The organism is Rhodoferax sp. (genome assembly GCF_039922535.1).
In the GTDB taxonomy this organism is placed as follows: domain Bacteria; phylum Pseudomonadota; class Gammaproteobacteria; order Burkholderiales; family Burkholderiaceae_C; genus Rhodoferax_B.
In genome coordinates this window covers 1-16,169 of record NZ_JBDTEM010000061.1, presented here as the reverse complement: position 1 = coordinate 16,169, position 16,169 = coordinate 1, and the positions used below count along the sequence as shown (strand labels likewise).

The window sequence follows — 16,169 nt, the reverse complement described above, 5'->3', positions numbered from 1 at the left end:
TGCCACGGAAACCCAGGCCTGGGTGGCGCAAGCTGCTGCGGCGCTGGCGCATTGCGTGGTCAGCGGCACGGCATTTCTGGACCTGGAAGCCGTGGTGATCGACGGCTCGCTGTGCCGCCCGCTGCTGGAATTGCTGCTGGAGCGCACCCGCTTGGCCCTGGACGACTTCAACTGGGAAGGCCTGTGGCGCACGGAGTTGGTCGCTGGCAGCATCGGCTCGGATGCCCGGGCTCTAGGCGGCGCGCTGCTGCCACTGCACGCCAACTTCGCGCCGGACCGGGATCTGTTTCTAAAGACCTAGGCTTGCAAGCCATCGTTCAGATGGTGCTCTTCCAGAAAATCCAGAAACCGCCGCACGGCAGGCAGCATGCCCCGGCGGGATGGAAAAACCGCGTGGAACACACCCGGGTGCGGGGCCCAACCCGGTAGCACGGGCAGCAGTTGCCCCTGGCGCATCTCGTCAGCACACATGTAGGCAGGCAACACACTGATGCCCGTGCCGCCCAGCACCGCCAGCTTCAAGGTCAGCAAATCATCGGCTACGTAGCGCGGCTGGTGCGTTACGGTGCGGACCTCGCCATCGGGCCCCTGCAGATGCCACACCGCCCGCCCGTCACTGGCCGACATGCTGACGGAATCCATCCGGGACAGATCCTCCACCGTGGCCGGATAGCCCTGTCGCTTTAACTGCTGCGGGCTGGCCACCAGCAGCGAGCGTGTCATGCCAAAGTTCTTCACCACCAGGGTACCGCTGTCGTCCAGTGTCAGCCGCACCCGCAGGGCCACGTCCACCCCCTCTTCCACCAGATCTACCACACGGTTGCTGACCCGCATATCCACCTTGACCAGCGGGTAGCGGGCCAGAAACAGCGGCATCACTTCGCCCAGTGTGGTTTGTGCCAGCGTCACGGGGCAGGCGATGCGGATGGTGCCGCGCGGCTCGGTTTGCGCTTGGGCCACGGCATCGGCGGCGGCATCGGCCTCGTCGCGCATGGCCATGCAGTGGCGGTGGTAAATCTCGCCCACCTCGGTCAACGACAGCTTGCGGGTGGTGCGCTGCAGCAGGCGCACGCCCAGCCGGGCTTCTAGCTCGGCCACCCGGCGCGATAACCGGGATTTGGGCAGACCCAGTGCCCGCCCGGCAGCAGCAAAACCGCCGCGCTCCACCACCTCGGCAAAGTAGGCCATGTCGTTTAAATCTTGCATGCTTGGACTCCATCGTCCCACCAGTAGAACGATGCATCGCATTTTCACCCACTTATCAGGTGATTGTTAAGCAGCGAAACTCTATCCATCGCCACATCGGTGGCTCTACTACCCAACCACACCATGAAACTGCTACACATCGACTCCAGCATCCTGGGCTCCAACTCCGTCACCCGCACCCTCACCGCCCAGATCAGCGCGCAGTGGCAAGCCAGCCACCCCGGCACTACGGTCGAGCACCTGGACCTGGCCGTGGCCCCCCCCAGCCATTTGTCCGCAGAATCCCTGGGTTTCCGCATGCCCCCGACGGATGCGGCCCTGAGCCCGGCACAGCGCGCGGAAAACGCCATCTCCGAACAGCTGGTAGTGCAGTTCCTGGCTGCTGACACCATCGTGATCGGCGCGCCGCTGTATAACTTCACCATTCCCACGCAACTCAAGGCCTGGATCGACCGTATCTGCCAGGCCGGCCGCACCTTCAAGTACACCGAAACCGGCCCCGTCGGCCTGGCCGGTGGCAAGACGGTGATCGTGGCCCTGGGCCGCGGCGGTGTGTACTCCGCCTCCGAAGGTGGCCAGGCCATGGAACACCAGGAGAGTTACCTGCGCGTGGTGTTCGGCTTCCTGGGCGTGACCGATGTGCGCTTTGTGCGTGCCGAAGGCGTGGCGATGGGCCCTGATGCCAAAGCCGCTGCGCTCGCTTCGGCCACCAAAGAGATCGAGGCCCTGGCTGCTTAATGGGTGCCCGCCCGCCACCGGCGGGCGTACTCCAAAGCCACGGTGTAAGTGTTGATCTGCACCTGCACCGTCTCTTCAATGCGCACGCCGTAGCCGCCCGCCATGGCAAAGGCCAGCGGCACACGGCGCTGCCAGGCCCAGTCAAATACCCGGCGGTCACGGGTCTGTAGACCGTCGTAGCTCAGTTTGAGGCGGCCCAGCCGGTCGCCCTCAAACGGGTCGGCACCGGCCAGGTAGATCACCAGGCCTGGCGCAAAGCGCTGCTCCAAATGGCCTAGCGCCATCTCCAAGGCTTCCATATAGGCATCGTCGCCACAGCCATCGGGCAGCGGCACGTCCAGGTCGCTGGCCTCCTTGCGGAACGGAAAGTTCTTCTCGCCGTGCAGTGACAGGGTGAAGACACTCGTATCATTTTGAAAGATGTGCGCCGTTCCGTTACCTTGGTGCACGTCCAGATCGATGACCGCCACCTGCAAAGGCTGAAGGTGCGTGCGTCCCCATTCGGCCTGCGCCACCCGTGCGGCCACCGCTGCATCGTTGAATACGCAAAACCCGCCGCCCTTGTCGGCTGTAGCGTGGTGGGTGCCACCGGCCATGTTGGCCGCAATGCCCTGCCCTTCCAGCGCGCCGCGCACAGCCGCCACGGTGGCCCCCGCCGAACGGCGTGAGCGCTCCACCATCTCTTCACTCCACGGGAAACCGATCTCTCGCATGGCGGCAGGCTGCAGCTGCAGGATGCTGCCGTCGGCTATGGCCCGGATGTAAGCCGGGTGGTGGGCCAATGCCAGCTCGCCGTCGCTGGCGCGCGGGGCAGGCTGCATCTGCACACCGGGCAATTCGGCGGCCACCCGGTCGCGCAGCATTTGGTACTTGGCCATCGGAAAACGGTGGCCTTCGGGCAGGGGCAATACAAAATGGTCTGAGTAATAGGCGTGCATATAAAAACATGTCTCAGGGATGAATGAGACCGGCGATAGAGTCGAATCCCTAAAATGGTGCAGTGCAGCAAATGCCTATTGCAAGCTGGAATGGACGGCCTATAATTTATTCCATGCTGCACTGCAACATAACCGGCAACGGATCAAAGTCAGCGCAGATAGTGAACTTTTTCTTTTTTAAACTGGAGATATTGACATGATGACTGCTGAACAAATGATGGCTTCCCACAAAGCAACCGTTGAAACCCTGTTTGGTTTGACCACCAAGGCTTTCGAAGGCGTGGAAAAGCTGGTCGAACTGAACCTGACCGCTTCCAAGGCTGCACTGACCGAAGCCTCCAGCCACTCGCAAGCCGTTCTGAGCGTGAAAGACGCACAAGAACTGTTGGCTCTGCAAGCCAGCCTGCTGCAGCCTTTGGCTGAAAAGACCGCTGCTTACAGCCGTCACCTCTATGACATCGCCCAGGGCACCAGCTCTGAGTTCAGCAAGGCTGTTGAAGGCCAATCCGCTGAAGCGCAAAAGAAGATTGCTGGCATGATCGAGTCCGCCACCAAGAACGCGCCAGCTGGTTCCGAATCCGCTGTGGCCGTGATGAAGAGCGCTGTGTCCGCTGCCAACAACGCTTTTGAATCCGTTCAAAAGGCTGTCAAGCAAGCGTCTGACGCTGCCGAAGCCAACTTCAAGGCTGTGGCTGCCCAAGCCGTGACTGCCGCTGGCACCACCGCTGCTGCCGCTACCAAGAAGCGTTAATTTCTGCGGGTCTGTTCGCAGACCCTGCAAGGCAATTTTGAGGAACCCCGGTTCCCGCCAGTTGTCTCCTCGGATTCTTTCGACGCCATCAGGCTCAGGAATCCTTCAAGGCCCCGTCCGCAAGACGGGGTTTTTTTTCGTCTGCACGCTACACAAAGAGTAGCTGCCTGCGCAGATAGAACATGCGTAAGCAGCCTATTTGACTCTCAAACGTGGCTCTTGGCGGCCATAGCGGCGCGCAGCGCGGGTAACGCCTGCAGCATCGCCGCCCGTCCAGCCTTCACCGCACGGCGGCGGCTGCCGAAGTCGGCGCTTTTCATGCCCAGTAGCACGGGGCGCACTACTACATCGGCATCGCGCAACTCATAGGTGTTGATGCTTTTGCCCATGATGGCAAAGGTTTGCAGCAGGATTTGCAGCGTGCCATCGGCCGGGTTGCCCTCGGGCGCGCTGGAGATGTCGACAGCAATCACCAGCTCAGCCCCCATCTGCCGGGCAAAGCGCACCGGCACGGGCGACACCAGGCCACCGTCCACATACTCGTGCCCGGCAATCCGCACCGGCTGGAACACCGCAGGCACCGCGCTAGATGCCCGCACCGCCGTGCCGGTGTCGCCGCGCTGGAACAGCACCGCGTCGCCGCTGTGCAGGTCGGTGGCCACCACACCCAGGGGTAGCGGCATGCGCTCGATCGGCAGGTTCGCCACCTGGGCATTGACGTAGCGGGCCAGCGCGTCGCCGCGCAACGCGCCCCGGCTGAAGATGGGCAGGGTCCAGTCGGTAAACGCCGCTTCTTCCATGGTGTCAGCCACCTGCTGCAACTGCGCGCCGGTCTTGCCGCTGGCGTACAGCGATGCCACCAGACTACCCGCCGACGTACCCACCACCAGATCAGGGCGGATGCCCGCCTCTTCCAGCACCTGCACCACCCCCACGTGCGCAAAGCCACGTGCCGCGCCGCCGCCCAGCGCAAGGCCGATGCGCGGCAGGTGTTTGACAGCGGGTGGGTTGGTGGCCGGCGGCGGGTTCAGCTCGATGGGTGCGGTGGTGCAACCCGCCAGCACCGCGGCCAGCAAGCCAACGGCCACGCCGCGTCGGCCAAGTGCATGCAAAGGGAAAAATTTCATAAGGGAACAGGCCTGGGTATTTACTACTATAAATATAGCTACAAGTCTTTACAGAGTCTGCGCTAGATGCCCATTTTAGGCAAAAAATAAAAGCCCAGACTCTGCGCTAAACTGCCCAAAAAAACGGTACACCGCATGCAAGGCCAACTGGAATTCCACGACTCCGAAGTCCGCAGCATGGCGCTGCACAACGGCACGCTCACTCTCACCTTCTCCGCCGCCTTTGTGCAAGCCGATGGCGCAGGCGCGGGCTACGTGCAGTCGCTAGAAATCGCCTGTACAGAGGCCAACGTGGACGGCCCGCTGGCCGACGGCGTGGGCCGCCTATCGCACGGCACGCTGTGGGTGGATGGTGTGACTGTGCCGACCTTGCCGTTCCCGTATACCTCGCCCGGCCCGGTGCGGCTGGAACTGCAATTTTCCAACGGCACCCGACTGGCCATGGGTGCTGCCACACTGGAATGCCGGTTCACTGGCGACCCCAAATTTGTCGAGTCGTTCGCCTGCTGAAACTGAAGAATTTATAAGAAATTGGCCTCTAGCGCATATACAACCTGCGCAAACAGCTACTAAATCCATAGCACCATGCTCCCACTCCGTATCGCCGCCGCCCAGTCCATTTCGGTGCCGGGCGACATCGCCGCCAATGTGCGCATCCACACGCAGTTCATCACGGCGGCGCAGCATGCCGGGGTGGACTTGCTGGTGTTTCCCGAGCTATCGCTCTGCGGCTACGAGCCCGCGCTGCTGCCCGCTTGCGTGTTGCAGCCCAGCGATGCGGGCCTGGCAACCCTGCAAGACCTGGCCCGCCAGGCCCGCATGGCGATCGTGGTCGGCGCGCCCATCGCCTCCCACGATGTACTGCGGCCCCACATCGGCGCCATCCGCTTCTACCCTGACGGCAGCAGCAGTGTGTATTGCAAAAAGCATTTGCACACCAGCGAAGAAAGCTTCGCCACACCCGGTGACCCGGCGGGCGACAACCACTTTGCCCTGTACGGCACGCCGCTGGCCCTGGCCATCTGCGCCGATGCCATGCACCCGCCCCACGCCGAGCGGGCCGCCGCCGCGGGGGCCGCACTGTACATCGCCAGTTCGGTGGTGTCTGTGGGCGGCTACGCCGCCGAAGTTGCGCAGCTCCAGCATTACGCCGGCCAATTCGGCATGGGCGTGCTGATAGCCAACCAGGGCGGCACAACCGGTGGCTATGCCTGCGCAGGCCGCAGCAGCTTTTGGGCACCGGGCGGTGACTTGGTGGTGGCCGCACCCGGCACCGGCCCGGCGCTGGTGGTGGCGGAATACGGCCCGCAAGGCTGGCGCGGTGCCGTCCATGCGGTGGCGCTGGCGTCTTAAGTGGCCACAAAAAAAGCCGCATCGCTGCGGCTTTGGTGTGCAAAGGGTAAGAGGCTCAGGCCGACGATTTTTGCCGCATTTGCACCAGGGTGGCCACGCGCTTGAGCAGTTCGCGGTCGTTCCAGGGCTTCTTGAAAATGCCATACAGGCCCTGGCAGTCGTGCACCCGGGCCTGCATTTCGTCGTGGCCGGTGATGGCGACGATGGGCATGTCTTCGGTGTCCATATTGCCCTGCACGGCAGCAATCAGCTCGAAGCCGTTCATGTTGGGCATTTCCAGGTCGGTGATCAGCACCGCGAAGCTGCAGCTCGCCAGCACCTCCAGCGCCTCGGCTCCGTCATTGGCCAGCGCCACGCTGTAGCCAGCGCCCTCCAGCAGCTTGCGCAGTTTGGCGCGGGCCACGGCCGAATCGTCCACGACCAGCAGGTCTTTGTGCGCCAGACCCGAAGCCTCGGGCACCATGATGGGTGCCTGCACCACGGAAACTTCGGCCAACGCGGGGCGCGGCTGCGCGGCGACAAAAGCCGAAGTGGCCTTCGGCGGCACATCCTCTTGCTTGCCCAGGCCCCGCAGCAGCATGTACAGACCCACCATGGCCAGCCCGATGGCAAAGGGCAGCATATAGAGTTGAAAGAGGTCTAAAAAAGAGTTCATCACAGTGTGTCCGGTTCGTGCCTGCTCTGGCGGCCGCAGAGTTGGCAGTTGTGTCGTCAAAGCTGGCCCACCTGGTAAAACACCCCACCGTGCGCCGTACCAGCAACCGCCGATTATGCGATTTTTGTGCCCGCCCATCGTTCCCATAACGTAAAGGGTTTTCCGGGGTCCAAGTGGCAGAGTCCATTCTGGCTGTAGCATGGGCCGCAGGTTTTAAAAATTTATAAAAAATCGGCCTCTGGCGCATATTCCACCTGCGTCATAAGCTACTTATTTAATAGCACCATGTCCCACATCGCTCAACTTGCATCCACCGCCGCCCCGACCGGGCTGGACTTCTGGTCTGTCCGCCATGTGGTCGAATCCGCCGAGCGCCTGGTGGTGCGCAACGGCGTTGCCGAAGCCCCCAGCCGCGAGCGCGATGCCGGGGTGATGGTCTGCGTGCAACACGGCGGCGGGCAGGGTTTTGCCGCCACCAGCGATGTGTCGGAGCGCGGCCTGCGCCAGGCCTTTGCCCAGGCCCGATCCTTGGCGGCAGCCAGCGCCCCACACAGCGTGTTCGACTTTGCCCAGGCACCCCGGCCCCGCGCCACCGGCAGCTTTGCCTCGGCCAACCAGCGCCCGGTAGCCCAGACCACGTTGGCCGAGCGCTTCGATCTGCTCAAGGAGGTGTGCGCCAGCACCCGCATCAGCGACGAGATCGTAGACCGCAGCGCCGCCCTGTGGACCACCCACACCGAACAGGTGCTGGTGACCAGCGACGGCGGCCACATGGCGCAGAGCTGGGACTTTGTGGTGCCCAACATCACCGCCGTGGCCACTGCCAACGGCGACACCCAAACCCGCAGCTCGGCCGGCCAGTACAACGGCTTTTGCCAGCAAGGCGGCCTGGAGGTGCTGGACCGCGCGGGTTTTGCCCAGGACGGCCCGCGCGTGGCCCGCGAAGCGGTGGAACTGGTACACGCCGCCAACTGCCCCAGCGGCGTGATGGACGTGCTGCTGATGCCCGACCAGATGATGCTGCAAATCCACGAAAGCATCGGCCACCCGCTGGAGCTGGACCGCATCTTGGGCGACGAGCGCAACTTTGCGGGCACCAGCTTTGTGACCCTGGACATGTTCGGCTGCTACGCCTACGGCAGCCCGCTGCTGAACGTGGGCTTCGCGCCCGACCAGGAACATGAATTTGCCGGATTCGCATTCGACGACGACGGCACACCAGCCCAGCGCGAATGGATCATCCGCCACGGCATCCTTCAGCGGCCGCTGGGCGGCAGCCTGTCGCAGGCCCGCGCGCAAAGCCAGCGGCCCGGTTTGAACGGCGTAGCCACCACCCGGTCGTGCAACTGGAACCGCGCGCCCATCGACCGCATGGGCAACCTGAACATCGCACCCGGCGACAGCACGCTGGCGCAAATGGTGGCCAGCATGGAGCTGGGCATCGTGCTGCGCACCAACGCCTCGTGGAGCATCGACGACTCGCGCAACAAGTTCCAGTTTGGCTGCGAGTGGGGCCAAATGGTGCGCCAGGGCCAGTTGGCCGAAGTGGTCAAGCGGCCCAACTACCGGGGCATCTCGGCCAGCTTCTGGCGCTCGCTGGCCCTGGTGGGCGACGCGTCCACCTTCCAGGTAATGGGCACGCCGTACTGCGGCAAGGGCGAACCCAACCAGGTGATCCGCGTCGGCCATGCGTCGCCGGCCTGCCTGTTCAAAGACGTGGCCGTATTTGGCGGAGCCGCATGATGCAAAGCTATTTCCAACAACTCGCCGCTGCCGTCTGCACGCCCATCGCCGGTGCCGACCGCGTCACGCTCTACTTTAGCGCCGAGTCCTCGGATTTCATCCGCTTCAACCACGCCCAGGTGCGACAGGCCACGCACGTGGACCAGCGCTACGGCACGGTCAGCGTGGTGGCGGGACAGAAGCGCGCTTCCAGCAGCATCAGCCTGGGCGGCGACCTGGCCGCCGACACCGCCGACCTGCTGGCCGAGCGCACCGCGTTGCTGGCGCAATTGCCCCTGGTGCCCGACGATGCCTACCTGCTGCAGCCCGACGCAGTGGTCCACACCGAACGCAGCGCCACAGGCACCCTGCCCACGCCTGCGCAGTTGATAGCCGCCGTGGCCGAGCACGCCGCAGGCACCGACCTGGTGGGTTTCTACGCCGCTGGCAGCGTGGTGCGCGCCTTTGCCGACAGCCGAGGCCAGCGCAACTGGCACAGCGTGGAAAGTTTCCATTTCGACTGGTGCCTGTACCGCGAGAAAGACCAGGCGGTGAAATGCAGCTACGCGGGTACCGACTGGCACACACCAGAATTCGCCCGCCGCGTGCAGGAGGCCCGGACCCGCCTGGCCCTGCTGGCGCTGCCGCCCAAAACCCTGGCCCCCGGTGCTTACCGCGTGTACTTCAGCCCCGTGGCGGTGGCCGAACTGCTGGGCACGCTGGCCTGGGGCGGCTTTGGCTTGAAAGACCTGAAAACCGGCACGTCCACCCTGCTGCTGGCCCACCAGGGCAAGGCCGCTTTGAGCCCCCTGCTCACGCTGACCGAGGCCACGGCAGAAGGCATCGCCCCACGCTTCCAGTCCGACGGCTTCACCAAACCCGACGCGGTGGCGCTGGTGCGCGCAGGCCAGATGGCCGCCAGCCTTACCGCCCCGCGCAGTGCGGTGGAATACGGCATGCCCACCAACGGCTGCGGCGAAGGTGAAAGCCCCGAATCCCTGGCCATGGCCGCCGGCCCCCTGCCCGAAGCCGAAGTGCTGCAGACCCTGGGCACGGGCGTGTTCATCAGCAACCTGCACTACCTCAACTACAGCGACCGCCAGGCCTGCCGCATGACCGGCATGACCCGCTTCGCCTGCTTCTGGGTGGAGGACGGGAAAATCGTTGCGCCCATCCCGGTAATGCGCTTCGACGACTCGTTTCTGCGCATGTTCGGGCCGGGGTTGGTGGCGTTGACCGACCACGCCGAGCTGGTGCCCGCCGACGGCACCTACGGGGCGCGACAACTGCAGAGCATCACCGCGCCGGGGGCGATTGTGGAGGGGTTTGCGTTGACGCTGTAGTCACCGATTTATAGAAAAATCGCCCCTACCGCAGGGCGAACCTGCGTCAGCAGCTATCATTTTAGAAGCATCAATGCGCCGCAGCGTGCGCAAACAAACCTGCCAAATCGCGCTGTGGCCGCGCATGCAAATAGCCTTGCTGGGCCGCGCAGCCGGCTTCCAGCAGGTAGCGCGACTGCTGCAGCGTCTCCACCCCTTCGGCCACCACTTGGATCTTCAGACGCGAGGCCAGGGTCAGAATGCATTCGGTCAGCGCCCGCGCCGACTCGTCGTGCTCCACATCCAGGCTCAGCGTGCGGTCGAGTTTGAGGAAGTCGCAAGGCAACTGGCGCAGCAGCGAGAAGTTGGAATAGCCCACGCCAAAATCATCTATCGCGATGCGCATACCCTGGGCTCTGAGCGCATGCAGCATGGCGCGGGTGTGTTCGGTGTCTTGCAGCAGCGCGGTTTCCGTCAGCTCAATCACCAAGGCTTGGGCCGGGAACACGGCCTGGGCCAGCATAGGAGGCAGCGTACGCAGTGCCCAGCCTTCGTTGAATTGGGTGGGTGACACATTCACTGCAAGGTAGTCCATGGCACCGCTGACCACCAGCGGCAGCGCTTCGGGCAAGGCGCGGCGCAGCATGTTTTCCATCATCACGTCGAGCAGGCCCAGCGCTTCCACCGTGTCCAGAAAGGCCAGCGGCGGTCGGACCTCTCCACAAGGGAGATGCCAGCGCGCCAACATCTCGGCGCCGGTGTAGCGGCCCAGGTCACAGCGGTAGATCGGTTGGAACCAGGGCTTGATCTGGTCGGCCAGCACGGCTTCACGCACCGCGTTTTCATGCCGGGCGCGGTGTTCCACCTCGACGCGCAAATTGGACTCGTAGCATGTCACGCGGGCACGCCCCGTGCGCTTGGACGCGTACAAGGCCAAATCCGCATTGCCCAGCAGGGTGTCGGCATCGTTCTCGGACAACTCGGCCGATGCCACGCCTATGGAGCAATAGCAAGGGATGCTGACACCGTTAAACACCACCGGGCGGCACAGCACGTTCAGCAGCCGCTGCGCCAGCCGCTGAAGGTGCTGTGGAGGGCCCATGTTTTTGGCGATTACCGCAAATTCGTCGCCCCCCAGGCGGGCGACCAGGTCCCCTGTGCGGCCCGCGTCATCCGGGCGCAAAGCCTCGGACAAACGCTGGGCCACCTCCACCAGCAGGGCATCACCGGCCTGGTGACCCAAGGTGTCGTTGACGGTTTTAAAGTCGTCCAGGTCGATCAGCAGTAGCGCCACACCAGCCCGCAGCGCATGCGTATTGCCTAGCGTTTCATCCAGCCGACGGGTAAATGCAGCCCGGTTGGCAATGCCGGTCAGGGCATCGGTTTCTGCCTGTGCCACCGCAGCCTGGCGTGCGGTTCGGAGTTCTTCTGTACGCGCCTCCACACGTTGCTCCAGGTCGTTGGCCAGGGCACCGAGTGCCAGATTGGCCTCGTACAAGGCGCGTGATTTCTCTTCTAGCAAATACTCCGCCTCGGCACGGGCACGCCGCTCCCGATCCAGCCGCACCTCGATGCGGCGCAAACGCTCGGTCAAATCGGTGCGGGTAGTGTCGGCGGGCATCGGAGAGGCCGCTAGACCGGGATAGACGTGTCGCCAGCCACGTCGATGACAAACCGCACCATAGGTCCATCTGCCGTGTCATGTGCCTGCGGATCGACGCGGACCTGGATGCCGAAATGCTGGGCCGAGCCTTTGATCAGACCCACGGCAAGATCGCCCATTTGGCGCGGGCTGCGGTAGTCCAGCACCAGCCGCGAAGCGGTGCGCTCCAGCACCGTGAAGGTGGGCAGCTCGGCATCCGGGTAGAGCTTTTGCACCTCTTTGTGGATATGCGCCTCTATGCTTTCCAGGAAATCGAAAAGATGGCTACAGCGGGCAAAGAATGCGGGGTAGCCCCTGGCAAAACTCCCGCTCAGATGGAAGCCGAAGGCCTGTACCAGAACGGGCACCGCAACACCCGTTTGCTGCGCCAACGCATCGCACAAAGTCACCAGTTCAGCATGGTTGTAGGTACCTACGGAGGTGTACGCACCGCCGCTGGGCAAGGCACTGGCTTCGATGATGTCGTCTACCGCGTCTTCGCCGTAACGCTGGGCAACAAAGCCAAGAAACTCGGTAAAGACAATACCTTTCACAGCGTCTCCCTATCGACATAAATCGTGTACAGGTGAAGAACAGTGTATCGACTTGTACGCCCTCTGGGTATGCCGAAAGTGGTGGTTTATCACGCAGCGGACTGCAGAATACAGGCCATCTGGCGCTGCACGCCCTCGTTCACCACGCCGATGTGGTAGTCCAGGTAGACATGCCGCCCGAAGCTGAAATCCGCAAACCGCGCCGCGCTCAGCACCAGGCCGGGCAAACCGGCAATCTGTTGGTAGTGGACACGGTCTGTCATAGGCGCCCATGTGATCTGCAAGCCTAGGAAGGGACCGTGTACAGCAAGCCAGCGCCAGCAGAATCGGCACATTGGGCTCTGCTTTTAAAGAGTAGCTTATTTTGATTTTTCATCCCTAAAACGGTGTACACCACCGTCCAAAAGCAAGCTGGAAATCCGCATAATGGGTTGGCCCACGGAGTCCGCAAACCCGGGCCAGATCAACTCCACTGGGATCCGCCATTTGATATGTTTGCATTTTTAAAAAGAAAAAAGCGCCCCGCGCCCAGCCCAGCAGACATTTCGCCGGGGTCGCCAGCCCAGCGCATGGACCTGGAGGAGCGCAAGGCTTACCGCAAGGAGTGCCTGTACCAGTCCATCCGCGAGACGTTTTTGTCAATGGAGGTGGTCTCCAACATGTACCGCTTCAAGGTGATGCCGGTAGACGAGCGGCACCACCGCTTCATTGCCATGGTGGATGTGGCCAAGTCTTTTGTGGCGGGGGCTCAGGCCCGAACCAAGAGTTTTGCGGCCATGGAGCAAAGCATCCGCACGGCGGCCTACCAACGCTATGGGGTGGTGGTCGATGGCATTTACTGGCGCGTGAGCGAAACCGAAGAACCGTTTGAGCGCCGGGCCCGCGCCAGCGACCCGGTGCGCAGTGGCGGTGCAGAGACTGCAGCCCTGCGCACCCAGGCCGCCCCGCCCCAGGACGGCGCAGCCGCCTCCACCCCGCTGTCACGCCACCGCTACCCCGCCGTGTCAGCCGAAGAACGCGCCGCCTTCATGGCCGCGCTGCAGCGCGGCAAAGCACCGCCGCTGGTGCGCGTGGGGGAGCAGGAATACCTATCGGACCTGATGCCGCTCGAAGGTGGGGACAAGACGGGGGGCACGCAGTACGGCAAGCTGTAGACCCGCAGCAGCGCGGTTTTCACGGTAGGTCGATGATTTCGACCCAATTGGGATTTTTCCCCATTCCGTATTTCTGCAGCGGTGTCAGTGCACCGGTTTCGGAGTTGATGGCGTAGCTGGTCAAGCCATTCGATTTTTGTCCCACAGCCAACAGATACTGGCCTTTGCGATCGATATTGAAACCACGGGGCTGGGTTTCAGTGGGGTAATTGCCAATCGTGGCCAGCGCACCGGTTTGCGCATCGACACGGTAGGCCGTCAAGGTACTGGAGGTGCGCTCAGACACATACAAGAACTGGCCATTCGGTGTCAGGTGGATGTCGGCTGTGGCCAGAGCTTCCTTCCAGCTGAAACCCGCAGGCAATGCCGAAATGGAGCTCAGCCAGGTCAGCGTGCCTTGCGCCGCGTTGTAGGCATAGCTGCTGACCGTACCATTGAGCTCATTGGTGCCAAACACAAACCGCTGGTTGGGATGGAATACAAAATGGCGCGGCCCCGCCCCTTTGACGGTAGCCAACGACGGCGGCGTATTAGGCTCAATGTGACCCGTGCTGGCGTCAAATTTGTATTGCAGCATCACGTCACTGCCCAGATTGGATACGAACAAATGGGTATTGCCCGCGTCCGTGGCGATGGCATGGGCATTTTTTCCAGTGTTGGTCACGCTGACGGGCGTAGCGTCCACCAAGCCGTTGGGGGCAATCGGGTTAATGGAGATTTTGTCTCCGGAGTAAGACGCGGCCAGCAAATACCGGCCGGTTTTGTCTGTCGCCAGGTTGGCCATGTTGTCTGCCAACGGCACGGTGGCCAGCGGCACCAACTTGCCCGTGTCGGGTGCAATCGAAAAGCTGGTGACCGAAAACGGAGCCGAGCGCAGCGATGCGTACAGAAACCGATGGTTGGGGCTGATGGCCAGTGGCATCACCGTCCCACCGGTCGGCACTTTTTCGACCAGCGTAAGCGCCCCATTGCGGCCGTCCAAATCCATCACATAAATTTCTTGGCTGTCGGCATTGGCCACATACACCATGGTTTTTGCATTGGCGGAGACAGCCGTGCAGCACAAGATTGCGGCCAAGGCCAGATGGTGCAGGAAGCGGCGTTGAACGGGCATGGTGCCTCCAAAGTCAGTGGTTCGACATCGAACAACTAATTTTGTATTCCCATGCAAGATATAAGCGCAGATTCAGAACAAAATCAACTGTTGGCGCAATCAATACCGGCGCATATCGCTATATTTTAAATAGCAATATGCACATAAAAAAGCGGACATGCCTTAGTGGCACGTCCGCTTTCGAGTCTATATCCTGGAGCGCGTGGCCATTCGACCGGTCTTTGTCAGACAAGACCCCGGTCGAACACGCAACGCTACTGCATCAAACGCTGGCTGCTAAAGCCGCATTCAAGGTGGCACTGGGGCGCATGATGGCCTCCGTCTTGGCCACGTCGGGCAGGTAGTAGCCACCGATGTCGGCGGGTTGGCCTTGGACGGCTTTGAGTTCGGCGACGATCTGCGCTTCGCCTGCGGCCAGGGCTTTGGCCAAGGGCGCAAAGTGGGCTTGCAGCTCTTTGTCTTCGGTCTGCGCGGCCAGAGCCTGGGCCCAGTACAAGGCCAGGTAGAAGTGGCTGCCACGGTTGTCGAGCTCGCCGGTACGGCTGGACGGGCCTTTGTTGGTGTCCAGCAGTTGGCCGGTGGCGGCATCCAGGGTTTTGGCCAGCAGCTTGGCTTTGTCGTTACCGGTTTTGATGCCGAGGTCTTCCAGGCTCACGGCCAAGGCCAGGAACTCGCCCAGCGAATCCCAGCGCAGGTGGTTTTCTTCTACCAGCTGTTGCACGTGCTTGGGCGCGGAGCCGCCGGCACCGGTTTCGTACATGCCGCCACCGGCCATCAGGGGCACGATGGACAGCATCTTGGCGCTGGTGCCGAGTTCCATGATGGGGAACAGGTCGGTCAGGTAGTCGCGCAGGATGTTGCCAGTCACCGAGATGGTGTCCAGCCCACGGGCCACACGCTCCAACGTGTAGCGCATGGCGCGCACCTGGCTCATGATCTGGATGTCCAGGCCCGAGGTGTTGTGCTCGTGCAGGTACATCTTGACCTTGGTAATCATCTGGGCTTCGTGCGGGCGGTACGCGTCAAGCCAGAACACCACCGGCATGCCGGAGTTACGGCCCCGGGTCACGGCCAGCTTCACCCAGTCGCGGATGGCAGCATCTTTGACCTGGCACATGCGCCAAATGTCGCCCGCTTCCACGTCTTGGCTCAGCAGCACTTCGCCGGTGGCCAGGTCGGTGATATTGGCCACGCCGTCTTCGGTGATCTCAAAGGTCTTGTCGTGCGAACCGTATTCTTCGGCTTGCTGCGCCATCAGGCCCACGTTGGGCACCGTGCCCATGGTCTTGGGGTCAAACGCGCCGTGCCATTTGCAGAAGTTGATGATTTCCTGGTAGATGCGGGCGAAGGTGGACTCGGGCATCACCGCCTTCACGTCCTTCAGGCGGCCGTCAGCACCCCACATCTTGCCGCCGCTGCGGATCATGGCGGGCATGGACGCATCCACGATCACGTCGTTGGGCGAGTGGAAGTTGGTAATGCCCTTGGCCGAATCGACCATGGCCAGCTCTGGGCGGCCTTCATGGCAAGCGTGCAGGTCTTTGAGCACTTCTTCGCGCTGTGCGGTGGGCAGCGTGGCAACCTTTTCGTACAGGTTGGCCATACCGTTGTTCACGTTGACACCCAGCTCTTCAAACAGCTTGCCGTGCTTGGCGAAAGCGTCTTTGTAGAAAATCTTCACGCAGTGGCCAAACACGATGGGGTGCGATACCTTCATCATGGTGGCTTTGACGTGCAGCGAGAACATCACGCCCGTGGCGTAGGCATCTTCAATTTCTTTTTCGTAGAACTCGACCAGCGCCTTCTTGCTCATGAACATGCTGTCGATGATCTCGCGGTCCAGCAGGGCCACCTTGGGCTTGAGAACAATGGTTTTTCCGCTCTTAGTGATCA

General features: G+C 62.4%; 16 protein-coding genes and 1 pseudogene. 8 read left to right on the top strand and 9 right to left on the bottom strand.

Translation table 11 applies throughout. The features are described 5' to 3' along the window. Positions 1-301 (top strand): annotated as a pseudogene (locus ABI213_RS02600) (ROK family transcriptional regulator); the annotation flags it as partial. On the opposite strand, the gene ABI213_RS02595 reads toward ABI213_RS02600, so the two are convergent. Beyond that, the gene (locus ABI213_RS02595) at positions 298-1,206 is read right to left on the bottom strand and encodes a LysR family transcriptional regulator (protein WP_348025986.1); all 909 of its coding nucleotides are present in this window, start codon (positions 1,204-1,206) and stop codon (positions 298-300) included. The pseudogene ABI213_RS02600 and the gene ABI213_RS02595 overlap by 4 nt on opposite strands. 123 nt (positions 1,207-1,329) lie before the next feature. On the opposite strand from ABI213_RS02595, the gene ABI213_RS02590 reads away from it, so the two are divergent. Next, the gene (locus tag ABI213_RS02590) at positions 1,330-1,944 is read left to right on the top strand and encodes an FMN-dependent NADH-azoreductase (RefSeq protein ID WP_348025984.1); all 615 of its coding nucleotides are present in this window, start codon (positions 1,330-1,332) and stop codon (positions 1,942-1,944) included. Here the strand turns inward: ABI213_RS02590 and ABI213_RS02585 are convergent. Further along, positions 1,941-2,882, bottom strand: coding sequence for a histone deacetylase (locus ABI213_RS02585; RefSeq protein WP_348025982.1), 942 nt, complete (start codon positions 2,880-2,882; stop codon positions 1,941-1,943). The genes ABI213_RS02590 and ABI213_RS02585 overlap by 4 nt on opposite strands. A gap of 196 nt (positions 2,883-3,078) precedes the next feature. Here ABI213_RS02585 and ABI213_RS02580 point away from each other — a divergent pair, with 196 nt between their 5' ends. Further along, positions 3,079-3,633, top strand: a complete 555-nt coding sequence (locus ABI213_RS02580; RefSeq protein WP_348008260.1) for a phasin family protein — start codon at positions 3,079-3,081, stop codon at positions 3,631-3,633. 206 nt (positions 3,634-3,839) lie between these two features. On the opposite strand, the gene ABI213_RS02575 is transcribed toward ABI213_RS02580, so the two are convergent. Beyond that, complete coding sequence (locus ABI213_RS02575) at positions 3,840-4,760, bottom strand: patatin-like phospholipase family protein (RefSeq protein ID WP_348025980.1); 921 nt, start codon at positions 4,758-4,760, stop codon at positions 3,840-3,842. A 135-nt stretch (positions 4,761-4,895) separates the two neighbouring features. Between ABI213_RS02575 and ABI213_RS02570 the strand changes: the two genes are divergently transcribed. Together ABI213_RS02570 and ABI213_RS02565 are read left to right on the top strand one after the other, a co-directional pair. After that, positions 4,896-5,270 (top strand): hypothetical protein, encoded by a 375-nt coding sequence (locus ABI213_RS02570; protein WP_348025979.1) that lies wholly within the window; start codon positions 4,896-4,898, stop codon positions 5,268-5,270. 75 nt (positions 5,271-5,345) lie between these two features. Continuing rightward, a complete protein-coding gene (locus tag ABI213_RS02565) occupies positions 5,346-6,113 on the top strand; it encodes a carbon-nitrogen hydrolase family protein (RefSeq protein ID WP_348025977.1) in 768 nt (255 codons plus the stop codon). Positions 6,114-6,168: 55 nt separating this feature from the next. Here ABI213_RS02565 and ABI213_RS02560 read toward each other — a convergent pair whose 3' ends face one another. Further along, a complete protein-coding gene (locus ABI213_RS02560) occupies positions 6,169-6,768 on the bottom strand; it encodes a response regulator (protein ID WP_348025975.1) in 600 nt (199 codons plus the stop codon). A gap of 285 nt (positions 6,769-7,053) precedes the next feature. Here ABI213_RS02560 and ABI213_RS02555 point away from each other — a divergent pair, with 285 nt between their 5' ends. Continuing rightward, a complete protein-coding gene (locus ABI213_RS02555) occupies positions 7,054-8,511 on the top strand; it encodes a TldD/PmbA family protein (RefSeq protein ID WP_348025973.1) in 1,458 nt (485 codons plus the stop codon). Continuing rightward, a complete protein-coding gene (locus tag ABI213_RS02550; protein ID WP_348025971.1) occupies positions 8,511-9,833 on the top strand; it encodes a metallopeptidase TldD-related protein in 1,323 nt (440 codons plus the stop codon). The genes ABI213_RS02555 and ABI213_RS02550 overlap by 1 nt, the downstream gene beginning before the upstream one ends. A 70-nt stretch (positions 9,834-9,903) precedes the next feature. Here the strand turns inward: ABI213_RS02550 and ABI213_RS02545 are convergent, their stop codons facing one another. From ABI213_RS02545 to ABI213_RS02535, 3 genes are all read right to left on the bottom strand, one after another. After that, a complete protein-coding gene (locus ABI213_RS02545; RefSeq protein ID WP_348008652.1) occupies positions 9,904-11,433 on the bottom strand; it encodes an EAL domain-containing protein in 1,530 nt (509 codons plus the stop codon). 11 nt (positions 11,434-11,444) lie between these two features. Next, a complete protein-coding gene (locus ABI213_RS02540; protein WP_348008651.1) occupies positions 11,445-12,008 on the bottom strand; it encodes a heme NO-binding domain-containing protein in 564 nt (187 codons plus the stop codon). Positions 12,009-12,097: 89 nt separating this feature from the next. Next, positions 12,098-12,271, bottom strand: a complete 174-nt coding sequence (locus ABI213_RS02535; RefSeq protein ID WP_348008650.1) for an AraC family ligand binding domain-containing protein — start codon at positions 12,269-12,271, stop codon at positions 12,098-12,100. 228 nt (positions 12,272-12,499) lie between these two features. On the opposite strand from ABI213_RS02535, the gene ABI213_RS02530 reads away from it, so the two are divergent. Then, positions 12,500-13,162: a hypothetical protein gene (locus ABI213_RS02530; protein ID WP_348025969.1), complete on the top strand. Its 663-nt coding sequence runs from the start codon at positions 12,500-12,502 to the stop codon at positions 13,160-13,162. Positions 13,163-13,181: 19 nt separating this feature from the next. On the opposite strand, the gene ABI213_RS02525 is transcribed toward ABI213_RS02530, so the two are convergent. Further along, positions 13,182-14,192 carry a beta-propeller fold lactonase family protein gene (locus ABI213_RS02525; RefSeq protein WP_348008655.1) on the bottom strand — a complete coding sequence of 337 codons (1,011 nt, stop codon included), beginning with the start codon at positions 14,190-14,192 and terminating at the stop codon, positions 13,182-13,184. Positions 14,193-14,538: 346 nt separating this feature from the next. Then, the coding region (locus tag ABI213_RS02520) for an NADP-dependent isocitrate dehydrogenase (RefSeq protein WP_348025967.1) at positions 14,539-16,169 on the bottom strand (1,631 nt) is incomplete at its 5' end.

Bases quoted from the DNA above. Each gene is read 5' to 3' on its own strand.
- ABI213_RS02595 (WP_348025986.1), bottom strand. From the start codon at position 1,206: ATGCAAGATTTAAACGACATGGCCTACTTTGCCGAGGTGGTGGAGCGC.
- ABI213_RS02590 (WP_348025984.1), top strand. From the start codon at position 1,330: ATGAAACTGCTACACATCGACTCCAGCATCCTGGGCTCCAACTCCGTC.
- ABI213_RS02585 (WP_348025982.1), bottom strand. From the start codon at position 2,882: ATGCACGCCTATTACTCAGACCATTTTGTATTGCCCCTGCCCGAAGGC.
- ABI213_RS02580 (WP_348008260.1), top strand. From the start codon at position 3,079: ATGATGACTGCTGAACAAATGATGGCTTCCCACAAAGCAACCGTTGAA.
- ABI213_RS02575 (WP_348025980.1), bottom strand. From the start codon at position 4,760: ATGAAATTTTTCCCTTTGCATGCACTTGGCCGACGCGGCGTGGCCGTT.
- ABI213_RS02570 (WP_348025979.1), top strand. From the start codon at position 4,896: ATGCAAGGCCAACTGGAATTCCACGACTCCGAAGTCCGCAGCATGGCG.
- ABI213_RS02565 (WP_348025977.1), top strand. From the start codon at position 5,346: ATGCTCCCACTCCGTATCGCCGCCGCCCAGTCCATTTCGGTGCCGGGC.
- ABI213_RS02560 (WP_348025975.1), bottom strand. From the start codon at position 6,768: ATGAACTCTTTTTTAGACCTCTTTCAACTCTATATGCTGCCCTTTGCC.
- ABI213_RS02555 (WP_348025973.1), top strand. From the start codon at position 7,054: ATGTCCCACATCGCTCAACTTGCATCCACCGCCGCCCCGACCGGGCTG.
- ABI213_RS02550 (WP_348025971.1), top strand. From the start codon at position 8,511: ATGCAAAGCTATTTCCAACAACTCGCCGCTGCCGTCTGCACGCCCATC.
- ABI213_RS02545 (WP_348008652.1), bottom strand. From the start codon at position 11,433: ATGCCCGCCGACACTACCCGCACCGATTTGACCGAGCGTTTGCGCCGC.
- ABI213_RS02535 (WP_348008650.1), bottom strand. From the start codon at position 12,271: ATGACAGACCGTGTCCACTACCAACAGATTGCCGGTTTGCCCGGCCTG.
- ABI213_RS02530 (WP_348025969.1), top strand. From the start codon at position 12,500: ATGTTTGCATTTTTAAAAAGAAAAAAGCGCCCCGCGCCCAGCCCAGCA.
- ABI213_RS02525 (WP_348008655.1), bottom strand. From the start codon at position 14,192: ATGGTGTATGTGGCCAATGCCGACAGCCAAGAAATTTATGTGATGGAT.